13 protein-coding genes are annotated in these 12863 nt (G+C 72.2%); 8 read left to right on the top strand and 5 right to left on the bottom strand.

Going from position 1 to position 12863, the window contains the following annotated elements; all coding sequences use genetic code 11:
• Positions 1-20: 20 nt before the first annotated feature.
• Positions 21-848: an SDR family oxidoreductase gene (locus tag VK611_17470; protein HMG43126.1), complete on the top strand. Its 828-nt coding sequence runs from the start codon at positions 21-23 to the stop codon at positions 846-848.
• An 8-nt stretch (positions 849-856) separates the two neighbouring features.
• A complete protein-coding gene (locus VK611_17465) occupies positions 857-2491 on the top strand; it encodes an OB-fold domain-containing protein (protein ID HMG43125.1) in 1635 nt (544 codons plus the stop codon).
• Positions 2492-2501: 10 nt separating this feature from the next.
• Here the strand turns inward: VK611_17465 and VK611_17460 are convergent, their stop codons facing one another.
• From VK611_17460 to VK611_17440, 5 genes are all read right to left on the bottom strand, one after another.
• Positions 2502-2960, bottom strand: coding sequence for a pyridoxamine 5'-phosphate oxidase family protein (locus VK611_17460; protein HMG43124.1), 459 nt, complete (start codon positions 2958-2960; stop codon positions 2502-2504).
• A 37-nt stretch (positions 2961-2997) separates the two neighbouring features.
• Complete coding sequence (locus tag VK611_17455; protein ID HMG43123.1) at positions 2998-3933, bottom strand: LLM class F420-dependent oxidoreductase; 936 nt, start codon at positions 3931-3933, stop codon at positions 2998-3000.
• On the bottom strand, positions 3930-5111 hold the full coding sequence (locus tag VK611_17450; protein ID HMG43122.1) for an acyl-CoA dehydrogenase family protein: 1182 nt from the start codon (positions 5109-5111) through the stop codon (positions 3930-3932). The genes VK611_17455 and VK611_17450 overlap by 4 nt, the downstream gene beginning before the upstream one ends.
• Positions 5108-6220 (bottom strand): acyl-CoA dehydrogenase family protein, encoded by a 1113-nt coding sequence (locus tag VK611_17445; protein HMG43121.1) that lies wholly within the window; start codon positions 6218-6220, stop codon positions 5108-5110. The genes VK611_17450 and VK611_17445 overlap by 4 nt, the downstream gene beginning before the upstream one ends.
• Positions 6221-6485: 265 nt before the next feature.
• Positions 6486-7166: a TetR/AcrR family transcriptional regulator gene (locus tag VK611_17440; protein ID HMG43120.1), complete on the bottom strand. Its 681-nt coding sequence runs from the start codon at positions 7164-7166 to the stop codon at positions 6486-6488.
• Positions 7167-7209: 43 nt separating this feature from the next.
• On the opposite strand from VK611_17440, the gene VK611_17435 reads away from it, so the two are divergent.
• The 6 genes from VK611_17435 (at position 7210) to VK611_17410 (ending at position 12847) form a co-directional block, all read left to right on the top strand.
• Positions 7210-8508, top strand: a complete 1299-nt coding sequence (locus VK611_17435; GenBank protein HMG43119.1) for an acyl-CoA dehydrogenase family protein — start codon at positions 7210-7212, stop codon at positions 8506-8508.
• Complete coding sequence (locus VK611_17430; protein ID HMG43118.1) at positions 8505-9530, top strand: phosphotransferase family protein; 1026 nt, start codon at positions 8505-8507, stop codon at positions 9528-9530. The genes VK611_17435 and VK611_17430 overlap by 4 nt, the downstream gene beginning before the upstream one ends.
• A complete protein-coding gene (locus tag VK611_17425; protein ID HMG43117.1) occupies positions 9527-10309 on the top strand; it encodes an enoyl-CoA hydratase-related protein in 783 nt (260 codons plus the stop codon). Before VK611_17430 ends, VK611_17425 begins: the two co-directional genes overlap by 4 nt.
• A gap of 1 nt (position 10310) precedes the next feature.
• Positions 10311-11294 carry an NADPH:quinone oxidoreductase family protein gene (locus tag VK611_17420; GenBank protein HMG43116.1) on the top strand — a complete coding sequence of 328 codons (984 nt, stop codon included), beginning with the start codon at positions 10311-10313 and terminating at the stop codon, positions 11292-11294.
• A gap of 66 nt (positions 11295-11360) precedes the next feature.
• Positions 11361-12065: a TetR/AcrR family transcriptional regulator gene (locus VK611_17415; protein ID HMG43115.1), complete on the top strand. Its 705-nt coding sequence runs from the start codon at positions 11361-11363 to the stop codon at positions 12063-12065.
• Positions 12062-12847 (top strand): enoyl-CoA hydratase/isomerase family protein, encoded by a 786-nt coding sequence (locus tag VK611_17410; protein ID HMG43114.1) that lies wholly within the window; start codon positions 12062-12064, stop codon positions 12845-12847. Before VK611_17415 ends, VK611_17410 begins: the two co-directional genes overlap by 4 nt.
• Positions 12848-12863: the final 16 nt, after the last annotated feature.

The raw sequence follows: 12863 nt of genomic DNA, 5'->3' as shown, positions 1-12863 counted from the left end.
CCACCACCAGGGAGCGACACATGACACTGTTCGACGCGTTCAACTACCAGGGCAAGCGCGCCCTCGTCGTCGGCGGCGCCACCGGCATGGGTGCCGCCACCGCCGAGCTGGTCCAGGACGCCGGCGCCGAGGTCGTCGTCATGGACTACGCCGAGGTCACCCTCCCCGGCGTCAAGGCCATCCCGGTGAACCTCGCCGAGAAGGCCTCCATCGACGCCGCGGTCGACGACCTCGGCGGCCCGGTCCACGCCGTGTTCTCCTGCGCCGGCGTCGCCGACGGCACCCCCGGCATCGAACGCATCAACTTCATCGGCCACCGCCACCTCCTCGACCGCCTCCTTGCCGCCGACCTGCTCCCCCGCGGCGCCGCCATCGGCCTCATCTCCTCCGCCGCCGGCTACGGGTGGCAGGCCAACCTCGACGTGCTCAAGGAGTACCTGGCGATCAGGGACTTCGACGCCGCGACCCAGTGGGCCCAGGAGAACGGCAAGGCCGACTACATGTGGAGCAAGCTCGCCATCAACGCCTTCGTGGCGGGCGAGGCCTTCGAGCTGCTCAAGCGGGGCATCCGCATCAACGCCATCCTCCCCGGCCCCACCGACACGCCGCTCGCCCGGGCGAACGCCGACCTGTGGCTGGGGTTCGGCGCCGACTACCGGAGCGAGTCCGGCATCGAGGCCTCCACCCCGCTGGAGCAGGCCTACCCGCTGGTGTTCCTGTGCAGCGACGCGGCGGCCGGCGTCACCGGCATCACCATGGTCACCGACGCGGGCTACTTCAGCGCGGGGATCTCCGGGTCGTTCCCCGCCGCGACCGGGGCCGTCGAGTTCCTGTCCAGCAAGTTCTGACCCCGCCGGTGCGACCGCTCCCCCAGCTGACACCGGTCAACGAGTGGTTCTGGACCTCGGGTGCCGACGGGAGCCTGCGGATCCAGGGCTGCACGGACTGCAAGGCGCTCGTCCACCCGCCGGTCCCCATCTGCCCGGTGTGCCGCAGCCGGTCGTGGGCGCCGACGGTGGTGTCGGGCTACGGGACCGTCGTCGCCTTCACCGTCAACCGCCACCGGTGGCTCCCGGGGTTCGACCTCGACCCGCCGTACGCCATCGCCAACGTGGCGCTCGCCGAGGACCCGACCGTCCACCTCACGACCAACGTCGTGGGGTGCGACCCGGACGAGGTCCACGTCGGCCAGGAGGTCGCGGTCCGCTTCGAGCAGCACGAGGACGTCTGGGTCCCGCTGTTCGAGCCGACGGGCGGCACCGACGCCGTCGACCGGGTCGGCGAGCCGGCGCGCCCGGCCCCCCGGCCGCCCGTGCGCGACGACCGGTTCGAGCACCGGGCCGTGCTCTCCGGCGTGGGGCGCTCGGCGATCGGGCGGCGGCTGATGGTCGACCCGCTGTCGCTCAGCGTCGACGCCTGCCTGGCGGCGGTCGCCGACGCCGGCCTCACCCTCGACGACATCGACGGGCTCTCCACCTACCCCGGCGGCATCGGCATGGGCATGAGCGAGGGCGGCGTCACCGCCGTCGAGGAGGCGCTGCGGCTGCGGCCCACGTGGATCAACGGCGGCGGCGACCTCCCCGGCCCGGGTGGCTCGGTGATCGCCGCCATGCTGGCGGTGGCCGGCGGCCTGTGCCGGCACGTGCTGTGCTTCCGCACGGTGTGGGAGTCGACGTACGCCGCGCTCGGCCTCCGCGCGGGGAGCGCGGGTCGGCTGACGGGGGCGATGCAGGAGTGGCGGGCGCCGTTCGGGGCCATGTCGGCGGCCAACTGGATCGGCATGAACGCCAACCAGTACCTCCACCGCTACGGCGCGCCTCGGGAGATGCTCGGGTGGATCGCCCTCAACGGCCGGGCCAACGCGGCGCGCAACCCGGCGGCGATCTACCGCGACCCGATGACCATGGACGACTACCTGTCGGCCCGCCCGATCACCAGCCCCTTCGGGCTCTACGACTGCGACGTGCCCTGCGACGCCTCGATCGCGGTGATCGTGTCCGACGCCTCGGTGGCGGGCGACCTGCCCAAGCCGGCCGTCCGGGTCGAGGCCGTCGGGACCCAGATCACCGAGCGGATCTCGTGGGACCAGGGCACCATCACCCACGAGCCGCAGGTCCTCGGCCAGTCGGCGCACCTGTGGACGCGAACGAGCCTGCGACCGGCCGACGTCGACATGGCGCTCGTCTACGACGGCTTCACCTTCAACGCCATCTCCTGGATCGAGGCGCTGGGGTTCTGCGGGATCGGCGAGGCGAAGGACTGGCTCGACGGCGGGCGGCGCATCGCGCTCGACGGCGAGCTGCCGGTGAACCCCCACGGCGGCCAGCTGTCGGAGGGTCGCACGCACGGCTTCGGCTTCCTCTACGAGGCGATGGCGCAGCTCCGCCACGACGCCGGCGACCGCCAGGTGGCCGACGCGAGGACGGCCGTCGTCACGTCCGGCGGCGGCACGCCCTCCGGGGTGCTCCTCCTCCGCCGGGACGGCGCCTGAGGCAGCTTCGCTAGCCGCCGATCTTGCGGAAGTCCCAGCTCACGATCTTCTCCGGGACCATCCGCAGCCAGGCGTGACGGCCGTCGGACGCGAACCGGCCGCCGACGTACTTGTCGCCGAAGAGGCGCTCGGGCTCGGCCACGGCCGGGTCGGGCTCGTCGGTGCGGGGCACCTCGCCCACGACCTCGGCGTCGCCGATGAGCTCGACCCCGTGCAGCTCCATGAACTCCCCGCCGCCGTCGACGAGCACGCTGACGCGCGGGCTGCGGACCACGTTCACCCACCGCTGGCTCTTCACCAGCGAGTTGAGCCACAGGGCGGTGCCGTCCCACACGAACCACAGCGCCGAGACGTGAGGACCGCCCTCGGCGCCCACCGTGCCGACGCGACAGGTGCGCTCCGCCCGGAGGTAGGCGTCGACCTCGTCGGTGGTCATCGCGATCGCCCGACCGCGCCGCTGCTCCCTCATCGATGCCCCTCGCTCACCTGGGTTGCTGACAGATGCGTCACGTCTTGCCCGCCGCCATCGGAGCGATGACGGTGGTCGCGTACTCCTCGAGCACCTCGAGGGCGTGGTCGAGGCTGTCGCCGGGGATGCCGGTGCTCGTCCAGGTCACGCCGAGGTCGGCCAGGGCGCCCAGCGTGTCGAGGTGCCGTTGGGGGTCGAACGCCGCGTCGCCGGGCGACGCGCAGCCCAGCGCCGACATCGAGACGTCGATCTCCCTGCGGTCCCGACCGGCCTCGTCGACGCAGTGCCAGAGGTGGTCGAGCATCGGCAGGAGGTCGTCGATCGTCTCCAGCACCGGGGTCTTCGCCGTCTGCGCCAGCAGCGCCGGCGCCGGGAACGGGCTCCAGCAGTCGCCCGACGTCGCCACCCGGCGGCGGGACAGCGCGCTGTTGCCGCCGATCCAGATGGGGATCCGGCCCGGCTTCGGGTTGGCGGTCTGGCCCTTGGCCGTGAAGTGGAGCCCCTCGTAGGCGAAGTCGTCGGTGGACCACACGCCCTTGATGACCTCCAGCGCCTCGTCGAAGAGCTGGTTCCGCTCCTCGAAGTCGACGCCGAGGGCCCGGTACTCGGCCCGCTGGTACCCCGTGGCCACGGCCAGCACGAACCGGCCGTCGGACAGCACGTCGAGCGTCGACGCGGCCTTGGCGACCACGAACGGGTTGCGGTACGGGAGCACCAGGATGTTGGGGATCAGGCGGAGCCGCTCGGTCACGGCGGCCACCACGCCGAACGCCACGAACGGGTCGACCGCGTCGTGGCCGCCGTTGGTCAGCCAGCGCTGGGACGGCGCCGGGTGGTCGGTGAAGCCCATCCCGTCGAACCCCAGCTCCTCGGCCCGCGTGGCGAAGCGGACCAGGGCCGGCTTGGTGACCAGCTCGGGGCTGTAGGGGTGGGCGACGAGGGGGTAGGTGACGAAGTGCTGCATCACGCTCATCGGGGGAGCCCCAGGACCTTCTCGGCGATGATGTTGCGTTGGATCTCGGACGAGCCGGCGGAGATCGTGCCGCCGTACGAGGTGAAGTAGCGCTCGATCCAGGTCGGGTCGCTCGCCGGGGTCACCCCGATGTCGACCGTGTGGTCGGCGCTCATCTCGGCGGACCGCAGGGTGATGCGGCGTTGGGCCTCGCTGCAGAAGGCCTTCATGAGGGCCTGCTCGGGGGCGGAGCCGCCGCGGACCAGCTTGGCGAAGCCCCGGTAACCGAGGCAGCGGGCGGCGGTGGCGTCGATGATCGACTCGACGAGGCCGTCGGCCACCACGGCCCGCTCGGGTGCCTCCATGCGGGCGAGCGCGGCGGGGGCCTGCGCGAGCAGGGACGCGACGTCCTGCTCCATGTGCATCACGAAGTTCAGCCAGACCATGCCGCGCTCGTGGGCCAGTGAACCGTTCGCCATGGCCCAGCCGTCGTTCATCTTGCCGACGAGGTTCTCCCTGGGGACGACGACGTCGCTGAAGAACACCTCGTTGAGGTCCGGATGCTCCGGCTTCACGATCTCGGCCAGGGGCCGGACGGTGATCCCGGGCGTGTTCATGTCGACGAGGATCACGCTGATGCCCTTGTGCTTGGGCGCGTCGGGGTCGGTGCGGCAGAACAGGAAGCAGAAGTCGGCGTAGTTGGCGCCGGAGGTCCAGACCTTCTGCCCGTTGATCACGAACTGGTCGCCGTCGAGCACTGCCCGGGTGCTCAGCGACGCCAGGTCGCTGCCGGCGCCCGGCTCGCTCATACCCAGGCACGCGGCCTTCTCACCGTGGAGGACGGCCAGGGCGTAGTCCTTGATCTGGGCGTCGGTGCCGTAGTCGAGGATCGACGGGGCGACGATGCCGAGCCCCTGCGGGTTGGTGGTGCGCGGCACCCCCGCCCTCGACAGCGCCTCCAGGTACACCAGCACCTCGACCGGCCCGGCATTGCGGCCGCCACGTTCGGGCGGCCAGCCGGGCACGAGCCAGCCGGCGTCGAACAACCGCCGGGTCCAGCGGCTGGCCCACTCGGGGACATGGGCGGACGACACCGCGGGGTCGGCGGCCATCTCCTCCGCGGTCGGCCGGTTGTCGGCCAGCCAGGCCAGGAACTCCTGCCGGAAGGCCTCGACGTCGTCACCGAAGGTCAGCTTCATGCCACCAGCCCCAGCATCTGGGCGAGCCGCGAGCGGTGGTGCACGGCGTTGCCGTACAGCGCGTCCCCGGCGATCGCCCGTTTCAACAGGAAGTGCAGGTCGTGCTCCCAGGTCATGCCGATCCCGCCGTGGAGCTGCAGGCCGTCCTGCACCACCAGGCGCTGGCACTCCCCCGCCGCGGCCTTCGCCATCGACGCCGCCTCGGCCCGGCGGGGGTCGTCCTCGGCGATCGTGAGCGCCGCGAAGTAGCACAGCGACTGCGCCCGCTCCACGGCCAGGTACATGTCGGCCATCCGGTGCTTCAAGGCCTGGAACGAGCCGATCGGCCGCCCGTACTGCTCGCGCACCTTCGCGTACTCCACCGTCTGCTCGAAGATCACCCGGCAGGCGCCCACGGTGGCGGCGGCCAGGGCGACGGTCGCCTCCTGCCCGGCCCGCTCCAGCGCCTCCGCGACCCCGGTCGTGCCGGGGGCGGCCAGGACACGGTCGGGCGGGACCACGACACCGTCGAGCACCACGTCGGCGAGCGGCGACGTCGGATCGACCACCGTGCGGGGAGTGATCGCCAGGGCCGGGCGGGGCACCACGAACACGCCCAGGCCCTCCGCACCCCGGGCCACCACCAGCACCTCGTCGGCCTCGGCACCGTCGAGCACCGCGCTCTTCGTGCCCTGCAGCACCCAACCCTCAGCCGACTCCTCCGCGGTCGCCGTGACCGCGGACAGCTCCCACGAACCCCTCTCAGCCAGAGCCACGGTGCCGGTCACCTCTCCGGCCGCCACCCGATCCAGCAGGCCGTTGGCGGCGTCGAGCTCCCGCACCACCGGCGCGAACTGCGTCACCGTGGCCAGGAACGGGCTCGGCACCACGGCCCGGCCGAGCTCCTCGGCCACCAGCGCCACCTCGACGAACCCCAGGCCCAGGCCACCGTGGTCCTCCGCGATCGCCAGCGCCGGCCAGTACAGCTCGACCATCCGGGCCCACACCGGCGCCGCGTCGCCCTTGCCCTCGTAGACCGCCCGCACCACGGCCGGCGGGCACACGCCCGCCAACACGGCACGCACGTTGTCCCGGAGCTCGGACTCCTCCTCCGACAACTCGAGATCCATCCACAGCTCCTGATCGACGGGGCCCAGCGAAAACTAACAGTTCAGTCAACTTTGCTCCAACCGGCGACGGCGGCGAGGGCGTAGTCGGCGAGAACGAGCGCCCGCATCCGCGCTCGTTGCGGCGCCGACGAACCGAAACGGTCGCCCCGCGCCGCATCTTCGGCCCGGCCAGCACACGTTGCGGCGCCGACGAACCGAAACGGTCGCTCGACACCGCAACGACGGCGACTGCGACTGCGACCGGCCCGACGCGTCATGTTGCGAGTCAGGACGACGCCGGTCGGGCCATGACGACGGCGAGGGCGTAGTCGGCGACGTGGTCGATCTCGGCGGGGCTGGGTTGCACGTGCCCCCACAGGTAGTCGGAGAGCTTCCCGACCACCCCGTGGGCGGCGAGCGACGCGTCGAGGTCCGGATCGGCGCTGCCCAGCTCGGCGAAGGGCTCACGCAGGAGCGTGGCCAGCGGGCCCTTGGTGGACGGACGGCCCGCCGCGTGGCCGTCGCCCAGGCCATCGCCCAGGCTGTCGCCGTTCCACAGCACGGCCAGCGTGGTCGAGGCGATGTCCTCGTCGGCCGCCTGCGCCAGGACGCCCTCCACCCAGCGCCGCACCTTGCCCTCCGGCGTCGCCTCCTTGGCCATCTGGTGGGCGAGGTAGCTCCGCAGCCGCTCGGCGCCGTCCTCGAGGATGGCGGCGACCAGCGCGTCCTTCGACGGGAAGTACCGGTAGAAGGCGTCGTTCGACAGCCCGGCGGCCGCCACGATGTCGGCCACGCGGGGACGCGACGTGGTGCCGCAGCGCCGCATCACGTCGAGCGCGGCGTCGAGCAGGCGCCGGACCTCCCCCTCGTACTCGGCGCCCCGCTTGGCCAGCGTCCGCTGGGCGATGCGCGCCGCCACGTCGTCGGCCCCGCCTCCCGTCGCCGCATCCCGCATTGCATTCTCCACAGCCAGAATCATATTCTGAGATCCACGAAGAGGGGGAACCACGATGTGGGATTTCGAGACCGACCCTGAGTTCCAGGCCAAGCTGGACTGGGCCGATGCGTTCGTGCGGGAGGAGGTGGAGCCGCTCGACCTCGTGTGGCCGGGGCTGGAGTTCACGCCGCTCGACGACGCGCGCCGGCGGGCGATCGACCCGCTCAAGCAGGAGGTGCGGCGCCAGAAGCTGTGGGCCACGCACCTCGGCCCCGAGCTGGGCGGGGAGGGCTACGGCCAGCTCAAGCTGTCGCTGCTGAACGAGATCCTGGGCCGCTCGTCGTGGGCCCCGATCGTCTTCGGGTGCCAGGCGCCCGACACCGGCAACGCCGAGATCATCGCCCACTACGGCACGGAGGAGCAGAAGGAGCGGTACCTCCGCCCGCTGCTCGAGGGCGAGATCTTCTCCTGCTACTCGATGACCGAGCCCCACGCCGGGGCCGACCCGACGATGTTCACGACACGAGCCGTCAAGGACGGCGACGAGTGGGTCATCGACGGCTGGAAGTTCTTCTCGTCCAACGCCCGGACGGCGGCGTTCCTCATCGTCATGGTCGTGACGAACCCCGACGTCAGCCCGTACAAGGGCATGTCCATGTTCCTGGTGCCGAGCGACACCCCCGGCATCGACATCGTGCGCAACGTGGGCCTGGCCGGCGAGCCGGCGGACGAGGGGTCGCACGCCCTCATCCACTACGACGGCGTCCGGGTGCCCGCCAACGCGCTGCTCGGCGGCGAGGGCCAGGCGTTCGCCATCGCCCAGACCCGCCTCGGCGGCGGCCGGATCCACCACGCGATGCGGACGATCGGCATGGCCGGCAGGGCGCTCGACATGATGTGCGAGCGGGCGCTCAGCCGCGAGACGCAGGGCAGCCTCCTCGCCGACAAGCAGTTCGTGCAGGGCTACATCGCCGACTCGTACGCCCAGCTCACCCAGTTCCGGCTGTTCGTGCTCTACACCGCCTGGTCGATCGACAAGCACAACGACTACCGCAAGGTGCGCAAGGACATCGCCACGGCGAAGGTGGTCATGCCCGACGTGCTGCACGACATCGCCTGGCGGGCCATGCAGGTGCACGGCGCGCTCGGCGTGAGCAACGAGATGCCGTTCCTCAGGATGGTGATGGGTGCCGGGATCATGGGCCTGGCCGACGGCCCGACCGAGGTCCACAAGGTCACCGTGGCCCGGCAGGTACTCCGCGACCACAAGGCCACCGACGACCTGTGGCCCACGCAGCACATCCCGAAGCTCCGGGAGGCCGCCCGGGCCAAGTACGCCGAGTTCCTCGAGCACGAGGTGGGCAACCTGTGATCGACATCACCCGGCTCGACATCTGGATGGACAGCCAGGGCCTGCCCGGCAAGGGCGAGCCGATCGAGCACCGCTTCGTCTCGGGCGGCACCCAGAACGAGATCTACGAGATCCGCCGCGGCGACCTGCACTGCGCCATGCGGATCCCGCCGACCACGGCGCCCGAGAGCCGGGACCAGGGCATCATCCGCGAGTGGCGGATCATCGAGGCGCTGGACGGCACCGACGTGCCCCACACCGCGGCGGTGGCGGTGTGCGAGGACGTTTCGGTGCTCGGCCGGACCTTCTACCTCATGGGGTTCGTGGAGGGCTGGTCGCCGATGGACCTCGACCACGAGGGCTGGCCGGCCCCCTTCGACACCGACCTCGTCGCCCGGGAAGGGCTCGCCTACCAGCTGGCCGAGGGCATCGCCCTGCTGTCGCGGGTCGACTGGAAGGCGAAGGGCCTCGACGACCTGGGCCGGCCCGACGGGTTCCACGAGCGCCAGGTCGACCGCTGGACCAGGTTCCTCGACCGGATCAAGGGCCGCGAGCTGCCGGGCCTCGACGTCGCCTCGGCGTGGCTCGGGGCGCATCGGCCGCTGGATTACATCCCCGGTCTGATGCACGGCGACTACCAGTTCGCCAACGTCATGTACCACCACGGCGCCCCGGCGCGGCTGGCCGCCATCGTCGACTGGGAGATGGGCACGGTCGGCGACCCGAAGCTCGACCTCGCCTGGATGGTCCAGGCCTGGCCCGAGGACACCAACGCCCCCGACGCCGCCGAGTCGAGCTACGTCGACCTCCGCGGCATGCCGTCACGGGCGCAGATCCTCGCCCACTACGCCGCGGTGTCGGGCCGGCAGGTCGACGACATGGACTACTACGTGATCCTGGCCCGCTGGAAGCTCGCCATCGTCCTCGAGCAGGGGTTCCAGCGCGCCGGCGACGACGAGAAGCTCCTGGCGTTCGGCCCCGTGGTGCTCGACCTCATGGCGGGCGCCGCCGAGCTGGCCGAGAGCACGGACTACCCGTCGTGAGCGACACCACCCCGGACGTGGTGACGGAGCGGCGGGGCGCGATCCTCGTCCTGCGCATCGACCGACCCGAGGCCCGCAACGCCCTGAACCCGGCGGTGATGGCCGCGCTCGGCGCCGCCGTGAACGAGGCCGACACCGACCCGGAGATCCGCGCCGTGGTCCTCACCGGCACCGGCGACCGCGCCTTCTGCGCCGGCATGGACCTCCGCGCCTTCGCCGACGGCGCGGACATGTCCGCCGGCGATCCCGAGGCGATGGCCGGCTTCTACCGGCTGCTGGCAGGGCAGGTCACGGTGCCGCTCGTCGGGGCCGCCAACGCGTCGGCCGTCGCCGGCGGCTTGGAGCTGCTCCTCGGGTGCGACGTCATCGTCGCGTCGTCGGCGGCGCAGTTCGGGCTGCCCGAGGTGAAGCGCGGGCTGTTCGCCGCGGGCGGCGGCACGTTCCTCGGGACGAGGGTCCCGCTGGGCGTCGCCCTGGAGATGAACCTGCTCGGGCAGCCGATCAGCGCGGAGCGCGCCTACCAGCTGGGGCTGGTCAACGCGGTCGTGGCGCCCGACGAGGTGCTGGCCACCGCAGTGGACCTCGCCGAGCGGATCGCCGCCAACGGCCCGCTGGCGGTGGCGGCGGCGAAGGAGCTCGTCCGACTGGGCGTCGTCGACCCGGCTCGGGCCCGGGAGCGGCTGGCCGAGCTGCAGCCGGTCGTGTTCGGCAGCGAGGACGCCAGGGAAGGGGCGACGGCCTTCGTCGAGAAGCGCCCGCCCGTGTGGACGGGCCGCTGACGTGCGGGCCGCGGTCTGCCCGGCGTACGGCCCGCCGGAGGTGGTGGAGGTCACCGACGTCCCGGCGCCGCCGCTCGGCGACGGCCAGGTGCGGGTGCAGGTGCACGCCGCGGCGGTCAACTTCCCGGACGTGCTGCTGGTGGCCGACCAGTACCAGGTCACCGTGCCGCCGCCGTTCGTGCCGGGCAGCGAGCTCGCCGGCGTGGTCACCGAGGTCGCCGACGGCGTGACCGAGGTGGCGATCGGCGACCGGGTGCTCGGCACGGTGCTCTTCGGCGCCTTCGCCGAGGAGGCAGTCGTGGCGACGGCGGCCGTCCGACACATCCCCCCGGGTGTGGACGACCGCCTCGCCGCCGCGTTCGCGGTCGCCCACCGCACCGCCTACCACGTGCTCCGGTCGGTCGCCCGGGTCCGACCGGGCGACGAGGTGGTCGTGCTCGGCGCCGGAGGTGGTGTCGGCCTGGCCGCCGTGCAGCTCGCCGCCGTCCTGGGCGCCTCGGTCACGGCCGTGGCGTCGTCGGCGGAGAAGCTCGCCGTCGCCGCGGCCAACGGCGCCGGGAACCTCGTCGACCATCGGGCGGGCGACCTGCGGCAGGCCCTGAGGGAAGCGCTGCCCGAGGGCGCCGACGTGGTGGTCGACCCGGTCGGCGGCGACCTCGCCGAACCCGCGCTCCGGGCGCTGCGGTGGGGCGGCCGGTTCGTGACCGTCGGCTACGCGTCCGGCGTCATCCCGAGGATCCCCTTGAACCTGGTGCTGCTGAAGGGCGTGCACGTGATCGGCTTCCAGATCCGCGACTTCGCCCTGCACGCGCCGGCCGACGCCGAGCGCGACGAGCGCGAGCTGATGGAGCTGCTCGCCTCGCAGCGAGTGACCCCGCACATCGGCGCCACCTTCACCCTGGACGAGGCGCCCGCCGCCCTCCGCTACGTCGCCGACGGCCGGGCGATCGGGAAGGTCGTGCTCGACATCGCGGGCTCGAACTAGGGCGTCGCAATAGTCAGGTTCTCAAAATGGGGAAACAACACTTCGGCACGGACTACGCTGCCGCCGATGGCGACGAACGAACCGGCAGCCGATGGCTCGGCGACCGATCGTCCGGTGAGCTGGCGGGAGCTGGCGGTGACGCGGTCGCTCGACCCCGCCCGACTGCGGGCGGAGAAGCGGGTCCAGCGCTTCCTCGATGCCGCGCTCGAGCTGATGCACACAGACTCGGGCAAGGAGTTCACCGTCCAAGAGGTGGTCGACCGCTCCGGCCAGTCGCTCCGTAGCTTCTACCAGTACTTCGCCGGGAAGCACGAGCTGCTGCTGGCGTTGTTCGAGGAGTCCGTCCGCTCCACCGCCGAGCGGCTCCAGGAGCTGATCGCCGCCGAGGACGACCCGATCGAACGGCTCCGCCTCGCCTCGGTCGAGTACTACCGGCTCTGCCGGCCCCTGCCGAAGGACGAACCGTCGAAGGATCGGCCCAGCCCGGCGCTGTCCGAGTTCGCCCAGCAGCTGCTCACGGGGCACCCGAACGAGGCGTCGCAGGCCTACGTGCCGCTCGTCTCCCTGTTCGTGCAGGTGCTCGACGACGCGGCCGTGGCCGGCGCCATCCGTCCCGACCTCGACCACCGCCGGATCGCCGGCGTGGTGCTGCTGGCGATCAGCTTCGACGCCTTCTCGGCCACCATCGGCGGCACGCCGGTGCGCCCCGACGGCGGCGACGCTGCCGACGAGCTGTGGGTCCTCCTACTCCACGGCATCGGTACCGCGTGACCGACGACGACCTCGGCACCTCCGCCCTCCGCCTCGAGCGGGAAGGGCCCATCGCCTGGTGCACCATCGACCGCCCGGCGGCGCGGAACGCGCTGACGCCCGCCATGTACTACGGCCTGAAGCGGGCGGTGGGCCTGGTCAACACCGACCCCGACCTCGCCGCGCTGATCATCACGGGAACGGGCGACGTGTTCGCCCCCGGCGGCGACCTCGGCGGGCGCTCGGAGCCGGGCGAGTCCGTGCCGGACGTCGTCGGGGCGGACGTCCTCCCCTTCCTCACGATCCGCGACAGCCGGGCACCGGTGATCGCCGCCGTCAACGGGATCTGCCAGGCCGGTGGGCTGCTGATCGCCATGATGTCCGACATCGCCGTGGCCAGCGACCGGGCCACCTTCCGGGTGCCCGAGCTGCTGCGCGGCATCCCGGACGCCACCTACGCCGCCGCGCTGCCCGCCCACGTCGGCCTGGCGGTGGCCCGCGACCTGCTGCTCTCGGCGCGCAGGTTCGACGCCGCGGAGGCCCAGCGCCTGGGCGTGATCTCCCGGGTCGTCCCCCATGAGGAGCTGCGCCCCGCCGCGCTCGAGGCGGCGCACCAGGTGCTGCGGACCGCGCCCGCCGCCCGCATGCATGTGAAGCGCATGCTCAACGAGCGCTACGGCGACGTCGACTACCAGACGATGTTCTGGGCGCTCGACGAGTCGGACGAACCCCGCGAGGGCATGCAGGCGTTCATGGAGAAGCGGCCGCCGCGCTGGATCCCCCAGAGCACCGACGAAGTCTGACTTCGGACCGGATCCG

This window comes from Acidimicrobiales bacterium (assembly GCA_035316325.1).
In the GTDB taxonomy this organism is placed as follows: Bacteria; Actinomycetota; Acidimicrobiia; order Acidimicrobiales; family VFJN01; genus DASXTK01.
The sequence above is the reverse complement of the archived record's forward strand: the minus strand, read 5'-3'. Positions and strand labels throughout refer to the sequence as shown.